The sequence below is a fragment of the Bradyrhizobium sp. Unk1 genome, from assembly GCF_059512345.1.
Window position 1 is genome coordinate 1 of record NZ_JCAMOP010000031.1, and the last position, 18756, is coordinate 18756.

An 18756-nucleotide genomic window follows, 5' to 3' on the forward strand; every position below is an offset into this window, starting at 1 on the left:
CTCCGAATCGTGGGAGCCTCAAACGGCGCCCACTCCTTGGCACTCTCGTGCCCGTGGAGGAGCCGTCCACAGCATCATAACCGGAAAGTTCCACTGTCCGCTTCGGGAGTTCTCCGGGGCGAAGTTACAAGAAGCTGTGACAAGCGGTAAGTCTTGGCACATGCTAGCAGGCCACCGCTATCCGGCTCACCCGCAGGTGGCAGGATACAATCTGGCCCGCGCGAGGCCTAAGATCGTCTTCCGGTACCCATGCGCGTGATGAGGGATGCAATGCGCCAGTCCTCGACGCTCGACCGTCGCTTGTTCATCAAGGCCGCCAGCCGTTTCGTTGGCACGACGGCCGCCGCCGGAGGCCTGTTATCGCTTGGCCCATCGATGCCGGGGGCGCGTTCGCAGCCTGGAGCACCAACGCCCGTGCCGCTTATCCAGCCGCCCGAGATGCACAGCGTCAACGGTGTGCTCGATACGACGATTACGGCAGCGCCCGGACCGGTGCAGCTCGGCGATCGGGCGTTTACCGGACTGCTTTACAATGGCGCTTATGTGCCGCCAACGCTACGAGCACGCCTGGGTGATACGCTGCGGATCACCTTTCGCAATAATTTGACCTCGGGGCTCGATCGTCCTGGTTACATGGGCCCTCTTTGTGCCGGAGCCGGAACCGCGTCGAATCTACACTTTCACGGCATGAGCGTGTCGCCACAGGGCAACGGCGACAACGTATTCGTTCACATTCAACCCGGTGAAACATTCCAATACCAGGTGCGCATTCCTGCGTTCGGCCGGCAAGGTCCGGGCTTGTTCTGGTATCACCCCCATGCGCACGGGTTCGTCAATGATCAAATCCTTGGCGGCATGTCGGGTGCTTTGGTCGTCGATGGCATCGACCAACATTTCCCGCTGCTGCACGGATTGCCGGAGCGCTTTTTTCTGATCAAGCACGTCAAGTGTGGCGAGGAGGAAAGCGAGATTGTTTCGATCAATGGTCAGATCAATCCCGCCGTCGCCATCCGCTCCGGCGAAATGCAATTTTGGCGCATCGCGCACATCGGAGCGTCGGATTTCTACAAATTCCGTATTGAGGGCATGCCGCTTTATGTCATGGCAACCGATGGGCACGCCTTGTCGCAGCCACGCAAGATGACCGAATTGTTCATTGGCCCAGGCGAGCGGATTGACGCCATTGCGATCGGTCCGCCTGCGGGTGAATACTCTATGCGAACCATTTCTTTTCAGAACGAAGCCTGGCGGCCGCCGGAACCGGAGCTGCAATTGGCAGTCATTTATTCCAGCGGTTTGTCGCAGAGTGCGGCGATCGAGGATGATATCTTGCGCCAGCGATTCACTGGGCCGCAATGGATCAACGACGTTCGCGCCGCACCGGTTGCGCGGCGCCGCACGCTACCTTATTCGCGCACCACCGACCGCAAGATATTCATGATTGACGGCCGCGTTATCGACGAGGCGCGCACCGACCAAACCGTCAAACTCGGCGATACGGAAGAGTGGACGGTGGTCAACACGGATCAGCAGTATCACAGCTTCCATATTCACCAGACACCGTTCCTAGTGACAGAAGTAGGCGGCGTTTCTTGGCACGATGATAGTCTGCGGGACACTTTTTCAGTACCGCCGGCAACGGACCAAGGGCCTGGCTTGCTCAAGGTCGTCATTCCGTTCACCGATCCAGTAATCGTCGGTCGATTTGTGTATCATTGTCATGCAGTCGATCACGAAGACAAAGGCATGATGGGCGTCATCGAAGTCGTCGCTTGAACGCACTGGCACACGGCGATTAGGTGACCAACACATCTTCCGCTTCGGGTCATTTCTACGGTTTCAGCGAAGATTGTCGGCTGGCTGATGTCCGCTTCTGCCCTTAAGCACCGACCGACGGAGGGCCGGGGGCGTAGCATTCAGCCAGCCCCAGTCAGGCGCGCAAAGTGAGGATTCTCTGCGTGGTGGAGGAGTACAGACGCCGTTTGCTAACGCTGCTGTACGAGGGACCCTGTCGGTTTTGACAGGTGCGCCGCTTCCGAGATGTGGGCATGATCACGGCTAAAGGACGAGGGCCGCGGCTGTGCGACGTTACTACTTCCCGATTTTCCACAACGGAGAGACACAGGCGGACGATGTGGGGGAGCTATTTCGCTCTGCTGAACTAGCTGTCCAATACGGCGCACGGATCGCACGCGAGATTGGCGGCGATCCCGACTACGATCAAGCGAGCGGCACCGTCGTAATCGTGGTCGACGACTCCGATGTTGAGATCGCGCGGCATAGACCACAGTTGATGCGCATCGACAGCCGGACTTGGCGAAAACCATCCGGCGGACTCGGGAGAGTGAGCCGGCACTCTTAACGGAATGCGTGGTTAGTGGTTTTCGCCGGCATACCATCGTAACTCGCGGGGTTGGCAAGGCGAGTGTACCCTTCATCGTCTGAACTTAGTCCACGCCGGCCGAGGAGGATTACGCTTGGGGACGCCCATTCCGGTGATTTCGACAGGGATACGCTTTCGCCCGATGAGCAGGCCATTCAGATGGACCGCGACATCCATGTGATGCGTGCCGCGATACTCTGACTCGCGCGATACGGTAAGCCCTGTCCCGACCCTATGACCAAGGTCGTTTTGAAGTTCGGCTTCCTTGCCTGAGTTTCGGACCATCCAGCTGACGATCGCTCCCGGCGGCAATTGGTGCGCATTTGCCAACGTGAATGTGATGTCGCAACCCTTAGGGATAGGCCCGATGCGATCGATGCCTTGGTAGCTGTGTCTGCCAGTCGAAGCATGGACGGAGACAATAGGATTGAACTGGATGGTGGCAAGTGCTCGGCTGTGGTCCTTCAGCACAGCCTCCTCCTCATCGTCTTCCGGCACCGGAAAGAAGTGATCAAACGCCTGAGACCATATTTCAGCGCTCGCGGCCTTCGTTGACGCAGCCAAAGCTCGATCGGCGATCGACAGCAGTTCATCGAACTTATGAACGAGCGCGGTCGATTGTTCGCCGTTCAAACGATTCAGATTTTCTTTCGTATTGGCCGGATTTTGAACTTCGTCGTCATCGCGTAGTCGAGATGCGATCTCGGATACGACTTCGCGCAGAAATTCGTCGTCGCCGGTGAATTGATCACGGTCCAGACCGTCAAAAGCGTCTGCTACAAGCACCGTGATCAAGATCGACGATGGACGGCCATCGGCATCGATTTTTAGAGCAGCCCACATCTTAAGATACCGAACCATTCGCCGGCACCTGGCCCTGTCGGCTTGTCCTGTGATCACCTTCCACCAGGCGTAGATTGCCTTCGGATCGCTATTTTCCCACTTGTTCTCAGATGTTGCTAGCGATCGTGCGTCCCGGCCGTCATCAAGATGATAGGCCGGTACGTCGATATGAAAATTGTGATCGAAATGGACGCGGCTGCATTTCGCTCGCGGTTCATCGATGCCGCTCGCATCGTTGGTCTCGTCGTCAACGTAATCAGCAAGGCTAGCTTGAACGAAGCCCTTTAGGTCGGTCGGATCGTGGTCGCCGTCTTCCGGCTGACCGGACCATATGAAATAGACACCAAGATCGATGTCGAACTCGTCGTTTAGGCTCGCAGGTCGAACCTGAGTGCCGAACTTGTACGATCCCTGCAGCCAAGAGGACATTCGGCAATCGGAGCGTTTGGCAAGATCCTCCTTCAAATGCTCGGCGAGATCGTTCCAGCGCTCTTTCTGGGTGTCGTACTGTTCGTCCGAGGGACGCACCCGCCAATCAAGACAATTCTCTGTGTCATCGGAGTTGTAGAAGAGACTTGCGGCGATGCCCATCACAAATCCCTTCTGTTGTAGAAAGTTGCAGGGGGCGCCGTGTGCTGGAGAAACGATTGTAGCGGACCTTTCCCGAGGTTCTCACGAACCGATGCCTCGGCAAGCGCTCGGAGATCGTCAATTGCTCCCGGGCTTGCGCAGTCCAGGGCTAGCTTTCGTTCCTGCTCGGGCGACTGGTCATGATCGATTCTCAGGTATCGGGCTTTAAGGCGATGCCCAATCATAGCGTCGGTGTTCAACTGCTGAGCCGATATCATCACTCGCGGCAGGCGCTGGTTTTCCATCCATCCCATCCAACCGAGATCGATCTCTCCCGAATTCGAAAACGAAAAGCGTGATGTGGTTGTACCGATGCTCAAGATCGAAATGTCTTTAAGGGGCTGTTCAAGAAAATACTCGGCCTCGTGGAGCGCAAGATGGTCCGGGGAGTTTGCGTAAAGCCCTCCGTCAGCGAATAGCTCGCCGCGGATTTGATGAAGTGGAAAGAACGTCGGCGCTGCGGATGTGGCGAGCGCGACATCGACCACAGGCACCTTCCAGTCTCGATGAAACGACGGGTGGTGGTCGGTTTTGAATACCTGAGGTGATCCCTTCGTGAGATTGACAGCGGGAACCATGACGCGATGCTGGAGGTGTCCGATCTTTTTCTTTTCGTCGATGATGCTCGTGATCGTTGCCCGCAGCTTTGCTGCGCGGTATTTTGCATGGCGCGCGTTCGACATTAGGGACAAGCGTTTCGCCAGATTGCTTTGAGGGGGCGGCTTGCGTGAAAATATCTTCGGGCCATCCACAGCAATGGCATTTCTTATCGCCCCAGCCTGCACCTCTGCAGCGAGACCTAAGGCGATTATGCCGCCGATTGAGGTGCCGGCGATCAGATCGAAACATCGTGCAATGGGGCCGCCGATCTCCTCTTCGAGTTCGGCCAGAACGCATGCTGTGTAGAGACCCATGAAGCCCCCACCGGATAATGACAGGATCTGAAAAGCCAAGTTAGTCTCCTAGATAACGAGCCCTGTCAGTCGCGGACCTAAGGGGAGCGCAACACGATGCGCCGCAACTACTCGCGCTAGCTCGATGGTTTCGTTGCAGCGGACGGCTTCTTTGGTTTAGGGGAGGGCGCCAGTGCTGCAGCCTCTTGCTGCTTCTTCAACTCAGCAACCCTTGCCAACTCCGCGCGCTTGGCGTCGGCCTCTTCCTCGTTGACGAGGAGATAGCCCTTCTCGGCCATGCAACCCTGGCCGACAGTATCGGCGGCGTTAGTTCGCTCTTGGGCTGCTATAGCTCCCGCCAATCCACCGCCAGCGACGGTGACGCCGGACAGAGCCGCCTTGTTGCGCTCGCCAAGACATGAGGTTCTGTCCACCTCGAACTGCGTTGCGAGAACCGGATTTTCGCGGGCGGACTGTCCGTCGACGCGCACCCAACCCGTTTTTGGCGCTGCGGCGCAGCCGCCCAGCGCGGCGCAAAGCGCCGCAATCGCAATTTTACACATGTGAAAGCCCCCGGCCCAAAATGTAGGCACATCCAATAGCAACCAGTGCGCGAGATCAACAGCTTGCGCGCGCGAGTATCCACAACCCGGGAAAAATATGCACAGACGAGCTGAAGCGCCCCGTTAGGAGGGGTGTGGCCAGTCACCCCTCCAGCTTCGCCTGCGTTAGGGGGCGAATTAAATCTGAATTGGGGTTGGGCGCTCTACTTCCCGCCGTTCAGCGCCGCAGCGATCTTTCCGCCGTAGGCGCCTCACTCGCGAGAGTGGGCGCTTTACTTGCTCTATTTGCCGCACGGCGCTAACCCTGTACCGGCAGGGAACGTCACATGTCAGACAAGGCCCGCGAGTTTATCGATTTCTGGGTGGAGAACAGCATCCACGCGGTGGAGCAGTACCAGACTGCGGGCGCGTCGCAGGATGTGGCGGAACTCACGCGGCGTCTCGTCGAGGCTGCCAAGGGGCAGGGCATTTCCGAAGCCAAGTTGCAGGCGGAGCTTGGCGACATCGCCGCCTACATCGAAGAGCTTTTAAGGGCGGCGAACGACGCTGAGCGCGAACGGCGCAAGCCTACTTAGGCTTGTCCACCCTACGAACATCACCGGGCTCCAGGTTAAGCTGCTCAAACATCCGCTGCTGCGCGGCTGTCAATGCGACATTCAACACTTCGGCGGTCCAACCCTCAGGAACGGCGGCGAGCACCAACGTCAACGCTTGGCTCGGTTTGGCGAGCGCGATCCAAATTTGCGTTGTTGTGTCGTCCGCGGTCACTTGAACGACAGTGAAGCTACTACCGAAGGATTCCGCCATTTTCTCTCAATGCGGCAACTAGCGGGGCGGGCTTCTTTCTTTTGCTGCAGGAGCGCGGGTACTGGCCGAAACAGGACCATTCGCGGATGCAATTAGGCCACGCGGCCTTAGCCCTTCCGTTTTTCCTCTCTCGAAAGCGCATCCAGGAAGCGCTCGATGGCTTGTTTTCCTGCATATTCAGCCGCCATTTGTGACTGAAAACCGCCAGCACCGACTTTGATTCCCATCGGCATGCCGCGTCTCCGCAATTCCCATCTCCAAGGATGAGGACGCGTTCCTGTATCGATGATCTCGATGTAGTAGTCAGGCTCCGTTGCCATGGTTGCAGAATATATATCGCGGCGCACCAAAGGGAATAGGCAGGCTCGAAACCGAACGGTTGAACTCGAACCAGGACGCTCCCGATAGGGCGAGCTTTCGCACAGCAGCGCCTAGTTACCTCTGCGGTTCGGTTGCGCAGTAGGCGGCCCAATCATCCATCAGCGCCCGGCGCTTCTTAAGGGCGTCCCCCCGCCGGTAGGCACGCTCAACGGCATCACCGGCAGCATGGCCCAACGCGGCCTCCGAAACGTAGTTCTCGTGCTCGGTCTCCTCGGTTGCCCAGTCCTTGAAGGTGCTGCGGAAACCGTGAGTGGTCGCGTCACCGCCGCCATGGGCACCGATGACCTTTCCGAAGGTCATATCGGAGATAGGCCGGTTGGCGCGCACGCCTGGGAATACAATGTGATTGAGCGACTGTGCCTTCATCGCCTTCACGATCCCAACTGCGCGATCGCAGAGCGGGACTCGAAGCTCCCTCCGTTCCTTCGTGCGCGGGGCAGGGATCGTCCACGTAGCGGCATCAAGGTCAAACTCATCAAATACAGCTAGGCGGGTCTCGGCGCTTCTGGTGGCCGTCAGGATAAGGAATTCCAGCGCTCTCGCCGTTATCGTGTGGGTGCCGCGCAGGCGCTCCACGAAGGCGGGCGCGGCCTTGTAGGGTAGGGCCTCGTGATGGCCGCGCGTGGACTCGTCCGGCTTGTGGAGGACATGCTCCAGGTTGCCCTTCCACGCAGCAGGATTGTCGCCGCTACGCAGCCCCTCAACCTTGGCTGCGTCCAGCACACGCTCAATACGCCAGCGGAGTTTCTCGGCGGTCTCCTGCTTGGTGCCCCAGAGGGGACGCACCGCCGCCAGCACGTCCTGGACGTCGATGTCAGCCACCGCCTTTTCCCGCATCAGCTTTACGTGGTTGGTGAGGGTGTTCCGCCAACCGGCCTCAGTCTTGGCGCCCCGCCACCGACCGGCCTTCACGGCGGCGTCTATGTAAGCGTCAGCGTATTTGCCGAAGGTCATCACACCGGCCGACACCTTGGCCGCCTTGATCGCCTCAACGGCCCGGTGGGCGATTGGATCAATGCCACGTCGGAGTAGGGCGCGGGCTGCCTCTGCCCTCTGGCGCGCCTCTCCGAGCCCTACAGTGTGCAATGGCCCGATGCCCATTTCCCGGCGCTTGCCGCCGAACCGGTAGTCCAGGATCCAGTATCGGCCGTTGCCCTTGGTGACCAACCAGAGACCACCGCCATCGCGTAGCTTTACGGATTTGCTCGCCGCTATGGCCTTCACCGTGAGCGCATTTAAGGTATGGCTCCCCATTTCCGATCCCCGCTAGCTTCCCCGCTTTTTCCCCTCTTTAGGGGTATGCGCTAGCAGTAACCGCTATGGACGATATGGACAAGAGCCTCCCTATACGTCTGCGAAATAACCGCTTTTTTGCTCGTTCATATTGGACACGTTGTCTTTATGGACGCGAACGAATATCCAGCCCGGGGAGCCAAAATCCAGCAAATTCAAAGCCTTACCTGCGTTGCAATTACGCAACACGGCCCGCGGCCGCCGGTGCACGGCTGTGCAGTCGGCCGGTGGAGAGGGAATCGGTCGGACCATAGCCGTCCCCCAGCACAACCGAACCAGGCGCCTATAATTCATGCTCAGAGGGTTGAACCCTCAGGCGAGGGACAGTTCGTCCTCCCAGGGTCTGCGACGGACGTTCCCCGAACATCGCATGGTAATACTGCGAGAACCGCCCGAGCTCGTAGAAGCCCTGCTGCATGGCGACAGCGGCCACGGTCGTCGAGCCCGGAACGCTCTCATGCAGAATGGAATGAACCGCACACAGCCGCTTGTGCCTGAGGAAGCTGACCGGGCCCAAGCCGAACACCTCCTGGAACGCGCGATGGAGGGTGCGGCGCGACACCCCGAGAGCGGCGCAGATCTCCGAGACATGCACCGGGCGCGTGCCGGCCTCGTCGAGATACTCCTCGACCCGGCGGATCAGCCGCCTTGCCGAAGGCAGCCAGCCGGTGTCGTCGGGCGGTAGCGACGACATCACGTTGGCCGCCATGCATTCGACGATCGATCGCTTCCAGAAATCGGCGGTCGAGGGCGTCAGGCCGCTCCGGTAGGTGCGCAGATGTGACATGATCCGGACCAGACGATGTGCGGCGATCGCTCCGCTATCGGGGGCCGCCCGGAAATGGTCGCGCCTGCGCCAGGTGTCGGGATTGCTCAGCCTCGCTTCGTCGCCGAACAGCGATGCGACCTCGTTGATGTCGAAGCGCATGGCGGCGTAAGCGGATGCACCGTGAAAGATTCCGTCATGCTCGAGCAGCGGCGGAATCACGAGCACGTCGTTGAGGCGCATGTCGAAAGACCAGTGGGTGACACGCTCTTCGGCCGCGAGCAGCATCCCGATGATCAGCTTGTCGTCGCTGGAGACACGCTGCGTACGCATGCCGACGCTGAAGGTGCCGATGCTGAGCGAGAAATCGCCGATGCCGACATGGGACAGCGATCCGCGCAATCGCCCGCGCCCCAGCTGCATGACATCGACGTGCGAGCCGTGAACGGCCTGGTGAAGACCTTCGAAGCCGTCGAGCTTACGCGAATCAACCAGAAGGAATTGGCCCATGGCTCCACCCTGTTACGCAAGCGCGACAATTCTGCGGCAGGTGGCAGCGAAACACCACTACAACGCGAAGTGGGTACGACAGTCCGAGTTCGCGCTTTGAGGTAAATTATCGCAGAATTTGACGCGAGCTGTGCGCCACATGACGCTGTGGATTGAGGAATTTGCGACATGTGTCGTTAAGCCTCACCGATCGGCAGGACGTACTGGCACAAACTGCACATCACGGGCATCCAATCTTCGGATACCATTTTCAACCTAGGCGATATCGGTGACAACAGCTCTGCGAACCTGCGGGGTGGGTCAGGCGGTATGTTATTGCCGCTCGCTCGAACGGTGTACGCAAAAGAGGGAGAGATGCTGACGCAAGTCTACGACACCCATCTCGCACCCTCGGCGCCAAGAAGAGGGGACCAGACAATGCGTCCAGAATGCCGGGCAATGTGCTCTCGTCGACGCCTGCTGAAATCCGCGCCATAGGATCGGGTGGAATACTCGTATCGGAGTTTCCACGATGCTGCGGGCGGATACGGATCACTGCGAGTGGTTGCCGGACGACGTGAAGACCGGCGAGATGGTCTTCATTCCCGGCGGGACCTTCCGTATGGGATCCGACCATCATTATCCCGAGGAGGCGCCGAGCCACCGCGTCTCCGTCGACGGTTTCTGGATCGACCGCACCTCCGTCACCAACCGGCAGTTCAAGCAATTCGTCAACGCGACCGGCCACGTCACCGAGGCGCAGATCGTTCCCGACCCCAAGGACTATCCTGGCGCGCTGAAGGAGATGCTCTACGCAGGCTCGCTGGTGTTCTCGCCGCTGCCGCGCATCACCGACCTCACCGACTGGAGCCAATGGTGGTCCTTCATGCGCGGCGCCAACTGGCGTCATCCTTACGGCCCCGGCAGCAACATCAAGGGCCTCGACGACCATCCGGTCGTGCACGTCTCCTATAGCGATGCCGCAGCCTATGCCCGCTGGGCCGGCAAGGAGCTGCCGACGGAAGCGGAATGGGAGTTCGCCGCGCGCGGCGGCCTCGACGGCGAGGAGTTCGCCTGGGGCGATGCGCTGATGCCCGGCGGCAAGCACATGGCCAACATCTGGCAGGGCAATTTCCCCGTCCAGAATCTCGGCGAGGATGGGTTCGAGCGTACTTCGCCGGTGATGGCCTTCCCGCCGAACGGCTACGGCCTCCACGACATGATCGGCAATGTCTGGGAGTGGACCTCGGACTGGTGGTCGGCGCGGCACGCCGCCGAGGCTGCGAAGCCTTGCTGCATTCCCAGAAATCCGCGCGGCGGCCGCGAGGAGGCGAGCTTTGATCCATGTCAACCCGACATCCGCATCCCGCGCAAAGTCTTGAAGGGTGGCTCGCATCTCTGTGCGCCGAACTACTGCCGCCGCTACCGCCCAGCCGCGCGCCACGCCGAGCCGATCGACACCTCGACCAGCCATGTCGGATTCAGGTGCGTGGTGCGGTCACCCGAGTCTCCACTATCGTAAAGGGCCTTCGGCCACGTAGGGAATGTCACATGAGCCACGACGTCAAAGACAAGGCCGACGCCAAAGCAAATCCGATCGACAGCGGTCGGAGACCGCTGCTTCGTGGTCTGTTCGCAGCGGCCCTGATCGCGACGAGCCTGTCCCCCCTTGTCAGATCGCCCGCAGTTGCTCAGCAGCCCAGTACGGCAAAGCCCAACATCCTCGTCATCTTTGGTGACGACATCGGCCAGTCCAACATCAGCGCCTATACGCGCGGGGTCGTGGGTTACAAGACGCCGAACATTGATCGTATCGCTAATGAAGGGATGATGTTCACCGACTACTATGCGGAGAACAGTTGCACGGCCGGCCGCTCCACGTTCATCACCGGACAGGTCTGCTTGCGCACTGGCTTATGCAAGGTCGGTATCCCCGGCGCGCCAGTTGGCTTGCAAGATCGCGACGTGACCATCGCGCAGGCGCTCAAGCCGCTCGGCTACGCGACCGGTCAATTCGGCAAGAACCATCTCGGCGATCGGGACGAGTATCTCCCCACCAAGCACGGCTTTGACGAGTTCTTCGGCAACCTCTACCACCTCAATGCCGAGGAGGAGCCGGAGCGCCCGTATTATCCCAAGAACGATACCACGTTCACCAAGAGCAACAGCCCGCGCGGCGTGCTCAAGGCATCCGCCGACGGGAAGATCGAGGACACCGGTCCGCTCAATAGAAAGCGGATGGAGACGGTCGACGACGAGACGACGGCGGCCGCGATTGACTTCATGCAGCGGCAGGCGAGGGCGAATAAGCCGTTCTTCACCTGGATGAACACGACCCGCATGCACGCCTTCACCCATGTGCGTGCGTCCATGCAGGGACAGAGCGGCATGCCTGGCAACGATTATGCGGACGGCATGATCGAGCATGACGGGGATGTCGGCAAGCTCTTGAAGACGCTCGACGAGCTCGGCATCGCCAACAATACGATTGTCGTCTACACCACCGACAACGGCCCGAACCAATGGTCTTGGCCGGATGCCGCAACGACACCGTTCCGCAGCGAAAAGGACACCAACTGGGAAGGCGCATTCCGTGTGCCGGCCATGGTTCGTTGGCCCGGCCGCATCAAGGCCGGCGACGTCTCCAACGAGATGATGTCGGGTCTTGATTGGTTCCCGACCCTGCTGGCTGCAGCCGGCGATACCGACATCAAGGACCGGCTGCTGAAGGGAACGAGCCTCAATGGCAAGTCCGCCAAGGTGCATCTCGATGGATACAACCAATTGCCGCTACTGACGGGGCAGGGCAAGTCGGCTCGCAACGATTTCTACTATCTCAATGATGATGGCGAAGTCGTTGCCTATCGCTACGGCGACTTCAAGATCGTGTTCTGCGAGCAGCGCAAGCCCGGCGGATTCGAAGTCTGGGCCAATCCGTTCACCTGTCTGCGGGCGCCGAAGGTCTTCAACCTGCGGATGGACCCGTTCGAGCGGGCCGACGTGGTCTCCGACCAGTACTACGACTGGCTCGCCAAGAATGCTTATCTGATCCAGTACGGTACCTGGCGGGTGGCGCCGTTTCTCCAGACCTTCAAGGACTATCCGCCGAGCCAGCGCTCCGCGAGCTTCAGCATCGACCAGATGGTCGAGGGGCTGATGAAAACGCTCGACAAGACGGCACCGAAATAGCGCGACAAGCACATGAGCCCCGCTGAGTCAGGCGGCAGGGCTCCTTCTTATCGACAGCAACGCCGATCTTCGCATGAACCAGTTGAAAGCTGTGACAGAGCCAAAATCCTCCAAGAGCTCGCCCGCCCGCGACGCCGTGTTGGAACTGAAGTCACGGATCGGAAAGTCCGTACTGGGGCAGGATCATCTGGTCGAGAGCATGCTGATTGGCCTCCTGGCCAACGGTAATCTGCTCATTGAGAGTCTCCCGGGGCTGGCCAAGACCCGCGCGGTCAAGACGCTGGCGAAGAACCTCGCCGCCGATCTGTCGCGCGTGCAGTTCACGCCCGACCTACTGCCGTCGGACGTGACTGGCGCCGAGATCTACGTCCAGACCGACAAGGGCGGCCAGTTTCAGTTCCAGAAGGGACCGATCTTCGCCAACCTTGTGCTGGCTGACGAGATCAACCGCGCTCCGGCGAAGGTGCAGTCCGCGCTGCTAGAGGCCATGGAGGAGCGCCAGGTCACGGTTGCCGGCAAGACCTACAAGATGCCGGACCTGTTCATGGTGCTCGCGACCGAGAACCCGATCGAGCAGGAAGGCACCTATTCGCTTCCCGAAGCGCAGCTCGACCGTTTCCTGATGCATGTCGTCATCACCTATCCCGACGAGGCATCCGAAGGCGAGATCATCCGGCTCAATCGCGCCGAGAACGCGCAAGCACCGAACGACCACAACTCGGTGCCGCCGCCGATCCCGCAACAGGCGATCCTGGACGCACGTGGTGAGATCGACGGCATCTTCGTCTCGGACCTCGTTCAGAAGTACATTGTCGACGCGATCTACGCGACGCGCTTTCCCGGGCGCTATGGCGAACCGCTGAGCAAATGGATCCAGGTCGGCGCCAGCCCGCGCGGCAGCCTGGCGCTCGATCGTTGCGCGCGAACTCGCGCCTGGCTCGATGAATACGATTTCGTGACGCCCGACCACGTGCGCGCGGTGATCCACGACTGCCTGCGCCACCGGATCATCCTCAGCTACGAGGCAGTTTCGCAGGGCGTTACGCCCGATCAGGTGATCGACAAGATGACCGAGCTGGTTGCAGCAGCCTGAGGCCGTCATGACCGAGACATCAGCCAATATGCCAGGTGTCTATGTCGGTCTTCACGAATTGATCGCGCTCGAACATCGCGGACGCAAGGTCTCCTTCCTTCCGCGCCAACCCGTGCATAGCCTTTTGTCCGGCCGCTTTGCGTCCCGCATGCGGGGCCGGGGCCTGAACTTCGAGGAGATCAGGGACTATCGTCCCGGCGACGACGTCCGCTCGATCGACTGGAAGGTGACGGCGCGCCTGCGCAAGCCCCATATCCGGGTGTTCAACGAGGAGCGCGACAGGCAGACGATCCTGGTGGTGGACCAGCGCCTGTCGATGTTCTTCGGCAGCCGGCATGCGATGAAATCGGTGACGGCGGCCGAGGCCGCAGCGATCGGGGCGTGGCGGGTGCTAGGCGTCGGCGATCGCGTCGGCGCCGTCGTGTTCAACGATCGAGACTTCATCGAGGTGAGGGCGCGTCGTAGCAGGGCGACCGTGCTCCAGATCCTCGCGGCCGTCGTCACGCAGAACCAAGCGCTCGGCGTCGGGCGCGGTCTAGTGTCCGCGCCGACGATGCTCAACACAGCGCTCGATCATGCAAGGCGTCGGGCACCGCACGATGCCGCCGTGATCATCATCAGCGATTTCGACGGCGCGGACGCTGCAACGCGCGATATGGTCGCCGCGCTGGCGCGGCACAATGATGTCGTCGCTGCGATGGTCCATGATCCCCTACAAAGCGATCTGCCACCGTCAGCCAGTATGACCGTGACCGATGGCGAGTTGCAGATCAGGCTCGATGTCGGCCGCGACAGTGTCCGCAAGAGCGTATCGCAGCTCACTCGGGACCGCCTGAAGGGCATCTTCGACTGGACGCGCGAGCTCGGCATTCCCGTGCTGCCGCTGAGCGCGGCGGAGGACACCGCTGCGCAGCTTCGGCGTCTTCTTGGTGGTTTGCCAGCCGGTCGTGGCCGCGCGGCCCCGCATAACCAGACGGAGGCGGCCCTTGGCTGAGGCTACATCCGTGACTTCCGACCCGGTGGCCGGCCTGATCGACTTCCCGCTGCCGCGCGAGGTCAGCCTCTGGCCACAGACCTGGGAGGCGAGGCTTGCGATCGCCCTGCTGCTCGCGGCCATCTGCGCTACCGTGTGGCGCGTGGCGCATCTGCGCCGTGTCAACCGCTATCGCCGCGAAGCACTCGCGGAGCTTGATAGCATCGAGCATGCGCGAAATTCGGTGCCGTCGGAGCTGTTGTCGAAGCTGACCTTGCTGGTGCGGCGCACGGCGCTCGCGGCCTTTCCGCGCGAGCGAGTGGCGCCACTGGTCGGGCCGGCATGGCTGGCCTTCCTCGATCGCAGCTATGGAGGCGAGGAGTTTTCTCACGGCGTGGGCCAGCTGCTCGCGAGTGGTCCTTATCGGCAGATTCCGCCCGATGGCGCCGAGCTGCAATCGCTGGTCCGTCTCGTGCGCCGCTGGATCAGGGGGCATCATGCTTGAATTCGCCTGGCCATGGTTGCTTCTGCTGTTGCCGCTGCCAGTCCTGGCGTGGTGGCTGCTGCCGCCATACCGGGCGCGACAGGCGTCGATCCAGGTGCCGTTCTTCGACAGGCTGGCGGTGGCAACCGGACAGACGCCACAGCGGGGCGCAGTCGTTGTCGAACGCCGCGCTGTCCAGATGGTCGCGGCAGTCGCCATCTGGACGCTGCTGGTCGTGGCGCTTGCCCGGCCGCAATGGGTCGGCGATGCCGTGACGCGTGAGGTCTCCGCGCGCGATCTGATCCTCGCGATTGACATCTCGGGATCGATGGACCAGCGCGACTTCAAGGCGCCGGACGGCACGACGCTCTCCCGTCTCGACGGCGTCAAGCGCGTGGTCAAAGACTTCATCGCCCGCCGCAAGGGCGACCGTGTCGCCCTGATCCTGTTCGGCACGAAGGCCTACGTGCAGGTGCCCTTCACGCAAGATATCTCGACAGCGCAGCAATTGCTCGATCAGGCAGGGGTCGGCATGGCCGGGCAGCAGACGGCGATTGGCGACACTATCGGGCTCGCCATCAAGACGTTTGCGGCCAGCGCGACGAAGCAGAAACTCATGATCCTGCTGACCGACGGCAACGATACGGCGAGCCGGGTACCGCCCGCGCACGCCGCCGATATTGCCCATCAGAACGATGTCACGGTCTACACGATCGGCGTCGGCGATCCCACTGCCTCGGGTGAGAACCGCGTCGACCTTGGCGTCTTGCAGCATGTCGCAGACACCACCGGAGGGCATTTCTTCCGCGCCGAGAATGGTGCGCAGTTGCAGGCGATCTATGCCGATATCGACCGCCTCGCGCCGGCCAAGCTTCAGACCTTGTCCTGGCGACCGAAGCTGCTGCTGTTTCAATGGCCACTTGGCGGGGCTGTCGCAATTGGTCTGCTTTTGTGGCTCGCGCTCTTGCTCAGCAGCGGATGGCACCGGATGCGGGGCGTCGGCAATGCGTGATGCAGCCGCGATGTCCTTCCATCTTCTGCGCCCGCTCTGGCTGCTCGCGCTGATCCCGTTCGCTGTCGTGTTTGCGGTACTGCTTCGCCGGCAGGATGTGCGCGCTCAATGGGGCGGCGTGATCGCTCCGCATCTGCTGACGCATCTCATCGTGCGACCGGAACGAGGGCGCCAAATCAACCCGCTCTATCTAGTGGCGGCCGGCATGATGCTTGGCATCATCGGTCTATCCGGACCGACATGGCGCCGTGAGCTTCCGCCCTTTGTCGAGGACAAGGCGCCGTTGATGATTGCGCTCGCAGTCGGATCGTCGATGAACGAGACCGATGTGGCACCCTCGCGCCTCGAACGTGCAAAACAGAAGATCAGGGATCTACTCGTGGCACGCGCTGGCGCCAGGACCGGGCTTGTGGCCTTTGCGGGTACCGCGCATCTGGTGATGCCGCCGACCGACGACCGCTCCGTGATCGAGCCTTTTCTGGCGGCGCTTGAACCGGGGTTGATGCCGGCAGATGGCAAGAACGTCGCGGTTGCCGTCGCGTTGGCGGCGGACGCCCTGGCGGCCGAACCGGTCCCCGGAACGGTCCTGCTGGTCGCGGACGATCTCGGGACCGCGGATGCGGCCACGGTCCGGCAGGCGGCCGGCCGCAATGGTCTCGTCATATTCGCGGTCAGCCCAGACACATCGGCGCTGCCGGCCGGCGCGGACGTCATCCGGGTCAGTATCGACGGCTCGGACATCGTACGACTGGAGCGCCGGATCGAGACGCGTTTCCAGGCCGCCCAGGGCGATACGTTCGGCACGCAATGGCGGGATGAAGGCTATTGGCTGCTGCCGCCGCTGGCGCTGTTAAGTCTGCTCTGGTTCCGGCGCGGTACGACAGTGGCGTGGGTCCTGGCTCTCTTCATCGTGACGCACGCCAGCGCCTCGAGAGCCGAGGAGTCGTCGCGCTTCGCCAATCTGTGGCTGACGCCGGATCAGCAGGGACGGCTTGCATTTGACCGCGGCGACTATGCCGCTGCGAAAACAATATTCACCGATCCGATGTGGCGCGGCATCTCGGCCTACCGCGCGTACGATTTTCTCGTCGCTGCGGAGGAATTCTCGCGCGTTGAGACTCTGGAGGGACAATTCGCGCTGGGCAACGCGCAAGCGCAGAACCACGCTTATGAGAAAGCACTCAAGACCTATGACGAGGTTCTCAAAGCGCAGCCGGGCAACGTCGCGGTGAAGACAAACCGCGCCATAGTTCAGGCGGCTCTGGATGCGCGCGAAGCCAAACGCCGCAAGCAGGAGCAGGATGACCCTGCGCCGCCGGATGAGAATGCCGACGAAATGCGCGTCGATCCCAATCAGAAAGGCGGCAAGAAGATCACGGTTACACCGCAGGATGTCACCACCGCCGGCGCCGCCGAAGCCTGGATGCGCCAGGTCCAGACCTCGCCCGAGGATTTCCTCAAACTCAAATTTGCGATCCAGGCAGCCACTCCGGTTCAGGGGAGGGCGTCGCAATGAGAATTTGGATCGGCTTCATCGCGTTGCTGCTCGGCGGCATGCCGCCGCCACAGGCCGCGTATGCTCAGCAATCGGTGGCACTCGCGCCGATTGTGCAGGTGACGATCGCTCCCCAGCGAGTGGTGGTCGGACAGAAGATCACGCTGAGTGTCCTGGTCCTCGCGCCAAACTACATGACGTCGCCGCCCGAACTGCCGGATTTTCAGGTACGCAACGCGGTGACGCGGCAATTGCAGAGCGTCAATACCAGCGAGCAGCGGGATGGCCTGCCTTATGCCGGCGTGCGCTTCGAATATGCGATCTCGCCGCAGGAGCCGGGCTCCTACGCCGTCGCCGGCCAGAGCGTCAGGATCATATATGCGGCCGAGCCACCAGCCGCGCGTGAGGTGGCTCTCGCGCTGCCACATGTATCGTTCGAAGCATTCATTCCGGGCGCGGCGAGCGCGCTTCGCCCGTTCGTATCGGCCAACAGCCTGACCGCCGAGCAGGACGTCAAGCGTTCGTCCGACCCGCTCAAGGCCGGTGACGCCGTGACGCGAACCATCACGATCCGGGCGGAAGGCACGCCGGCGATGCTGCTGCCGCCTCAGCAATTCCCGTCTGTCGATGGCTTGAAGCTTTATCCGGCGCAGCCGACACTCGAGGACAAGGTCGACGGGCGCTCCGACGTCATGACGTCGACCCGCGTCGATTCCGCAACGTATATGGTGGAGCGGGCAGGTGACTATTCGCTGCCGTCCGTCGATATCGGTTGGTGGAATGTCGGTAGCGGCAAGGTCGAGCAGGCTCGCCTCGAGGCCGTGCCTCTCAAGGGAATCTTGACCTCGGCGGCGACAGATTCGGCTTCCTTGAGCCGATCGGGCCAGGGGTGGATGTGGGATAGCGTCGTCGACTTTATCGTCGACAACTGGATGACAGTGCTGCTCCTGGCGGCCATTGCCGCGGGGGTCGCTTGGTTTGCGCCTCGTGTCGCACGCCGCGTCGCAGCCGGTCTTCATCGTCGGCACCAGGCTTATCTTCAGTCGGAGGCGTTTGCTTTCAGCCGGCTGCGCCGCGCGATCCGCCATCGCGACGCAAAGGTGTCTTATTACGCACTCCTTGAATGGCTGTCGCATCTCAACGCGACGCAGCCTCCAATCACGGCCGGAGCTTTCAAGGCCATCGCACGCGATCCGGAGCTCGACCGCCAGCTTGATGCGATCGAGAGCGAGTTGTTCGGAAATCGGCACAATCTGGCTCATTGGTCGCCACGCCGGCTGCTGCACCAATTGGTCGCCGCCCGCCGTAGGCTTCGCCCGCGCGTCAGAAGCCGGGCCACGACAGGCCTGCCCCCGCGTTTAAACCCGCTCGGGACCCCGAAGGTCGCCGCGTATCGAAAGCCCGCGAGGTAAGCAAAACACAGGAGGTCACTCAGACGGAACGGACGATCTAGATTCGCCCT

18 protein-coding genes are annotated in these 18756 nt (G+C 61.3%); 11 read left to right on the top strand and 7 right to left on the bottom strand.

Going from position 1 to position 18756, the window contains the following annotated elements; translation table 11 throughout:
• Positions 1-270: 270 nt before the first annotated feature.
• Together AC5ZFO_RS32465 and AC5ZFO_RS32470 are read left to right on the top strand one after the other, a co-directional pair.
• Entirely contained in the window at positions 271-1776 is a 1506-nt protein-coding gene (locus tag AC5ZFO_RS32465; protein ID WP_496123004.1) for a multicopper oxidase family protein, read from the top strand.
• 304 nt (positions 1777-2080) lie between these two features.
• Entirely contained in the window at positions 2081-2362 is a 282-nt protein-coding gene (locus AC5ZFO_RS32470; protein WP_496123005.1) for a DUF6894 family protein, read from the top strand.
• Positions 2363-2434: 72 nt separating this feature from the next.
• On the opposite strand, the gene AC5ZFO_RS32475 is transcribed toward AC5ZFO_RS32470, so the two are convergent.
• The 3 genes from AC5ZFO_RS32475 to AC5ZFO_RS32485 form a co-directional block, all read right to left on the bottom strand.
• Positions 2435-3817: a cyclic GMP-AMP synthase DncV-like nucleotidyltransferase gene (locus AC5ZFO_RS32475; protein ID WP_496123006.1), complete on the bottom strand. Its 1383-nt coding sequence runs from the start codon at positions 3815-3817 to the stop codon at positions 2435-2437.
• Positions 3817-4809 carry a CBASS cGAMP-activated phospholipase gene (locus AC5ZFO_RS32480; RefSeq protein ID WP_496123007.1) on the bottom strand — a complete coding sequence of 331 codons (993 nt, stop codon included), beginning with the start codon at positions 4807-4809 and terminating at the stop codon, positions 3817-3819. Before AC5ZFO_RS32480 ends, AC5ZFO_RS32475 begins: the two co-directional genes overlap by 1 nt.
• Positions 4810-4886: 77 nt before the next feature.
• Positions 4887-5312: a hypothetical protein gene (locus AC5ZFO_RS32485; protein ID WP_496123008.1), complete on the bottom strand. Its 426-nt coding sequence runs from the start codon at positions 5310-5312 to the stop codon at positions 4887-4889.
• A gap of 326 nt (positions 5313-5638) precedes the next feature.
• Here AC5ZFO_RS32485 and AC5ZFO_RS32490 point away from each other — a divergent pair, with 326 nt between their 5' ends.
• On the top strand, positions 5639-5887 hold the full coding sequence (locus AC5ZFO_RS32490; RefSeq protein WP_496123009.1) for a hypothetical protein: 249 nt from the start codon (positions 5639-5641) through the stop codon (positions 5885-5887).
• Here the strand turns inward: AC5ZFO_RS32490 and AC5ZFO_RS32495 are convergent.
• From AC5ZFO_RS32495 to AC5ZFO_RS32510, 4 genes are all read right to left on the bottom strand, one after another.
• Positions 5880-6119 (bottom strand): hypothetical protein, encoded by a 240-nt coding sequence (locus AC5ZFO_RS32495; RefSeq protein WP_496123010.1) that lies wholly within the window; start codon positions 6117-6119, stop codon positions 5880-5882. The two genes, AC5ZFO_RS32490 and AC5ZFO_RS32495, sit on opposite strands and share 8 nt — an antisense overlap.
• Before the next feature lie 107 nt (positions 6120-6226).
• Positions 6227-6352 carry a hypothetical protein gene (locus AC5ZFO_RS32500; RefSeq protein ID WP_496123011.1) on the bottom strand — a complete coding sequence of 42 codons (126 nt, stop codon included), beginning with the start codon at positions 6350-6352 and terminating at the stop codon, positions 6227-6229.
• A 202-nt stretch (positions 6353-6554) separates the two neighbouring features.
• A complete protein-coding gene (locus AC5ZFO_RS32505) occupies positions 6555-7754 on the bottom strand; it encodes a tyrosine-type recombinase/integrase (protein WP_496123012.1) in 1200 nt (399 codons plus the stop codon).
• Between the two features lie 322 nt (positions 7755-8076).
• A complete protein-coding gene (locus tag AC5ZFO_RS32510) occupies positions 8077-9069 on the bottom strand; it encodes a helix-turn-helix domain-containing protein (RefSeq protein WP_282519266.1) in 993 nt (330 codons plus the stop codon).
• A gap of 511 nt (positions 9070-9580) precedes the next feature.
• Here AC5ZFO_RS32510 and AC5ZFO_RS32515 point away from each other — a divergent pair.
• From AC5ZFO_RS32515 to AC5ZFO_RS32550, 8 genes are all read left to right on the top strand, one after another.
• Positions 9581-10570 (top strand): formylglycine-generating enzyme family protein, encoded by a 990-nt coding sequence (locus tag AC5ZFO_RS32515; protein ID WP_282519265.1) that lies wholly within the window; start codon positions 9581-9583, stop codon positions 10568-10570.
• A gap of 29 nt (positions 10571-10599) precedes the next feature.
• Positions 10600-12237 carry an arylsulfatase gene (locus AC5ZFO_RS32520; RefSeq protein WP_282519264.1) on the top strand — a complete coding sequence of 546 codons (1638 nt, stop codon included), beginning with the start codon at positions 10600-10602 and terminating at the stop codon, positions 12235-12237.
• A 73-nt stretch (positions 12238-12310) separates the two neighbouring features.
• The gene (locus AC5ZFO_RS32525; protein WP_282519263.1) at positions 12311-13330 is read left to right on the top strand and encodes an AAA family ATPase; all 1020 of its coding nucleotides are present in this window, start codon (positions 12311-12313) and stop codon (positions 13328-13330) included.
• Between the two features lie 7 nt (positions 13331-13337).
• Positions 13338-14324: a DUF58 domain-containing protein gene (locus AC5ZFO_RS32530; protein WP_282519262.1), complete on the top strand. Its 987-nt coding sequence runs from the start codon at positions 13338-13340 to the stop codon at positions 14322-14324.
• The gene (locus AC5ZFO_RS32535; RefSeq protein WP_282519261.1) at positions 14317-14808 is read left to right on the top strand and encodes a DUF4381 domain-containing protein; all 492 of its coding nucleotides are present in this window, start codon (positions 14317-14319) and stop codon (positions 14806-14808) included. Before AC5ZFO_RS32530 ends, AC5ZFO_RS32535 begins: the two co-directional genes overlap by 8 nt.
• Positions 14801-15799 carry a VWA domain-containing protein gene (locus tag AC5ZFO_RS32540; RefSeq protein WP_282519260.1) on the top strand — a complete coding sequence of 333 codons (999 nt, stop codon included), beginning with the start codon at positions 14801-14803 and terminating at the stop codon, positions 15797-15799. The genes AC5ZFO_RS32535 and AC5ZFO_RS32540 overlap by 8 nt, the downstream gene beginning before the upstream one ends.
• On the top strand, positions 15708-17315 hold the full coding sequence (locus AC5ZFO_RS32545; RefSeq protein WP_282519259.1) for a vWA domain-containing protein: 1608 nt from the start codon (positions 15708-15710) through the stop codon (positions 17313-17315). Before AC5ZFO_RS32540 ends, AC5ZFO_RS32545 begins: the two co-directional genes overlap by 92 nt.
• On the top strand, positions 17312-18706 hold the full coding sequence (locus AC5ZFO_RS32550) for a BatD family protein (protein WP_282519258.1): 1395 nt from the start codon (positions 17312-17314) through the stop codon (positions 18704-18706). Before AC5ZFO_RS32545 ends, AC5ZFO_RS32550 begins: the two co-directional genes overlap by 4 nt.
• Positions 18707-18756 lie beyond the last annotated feature (50 nt).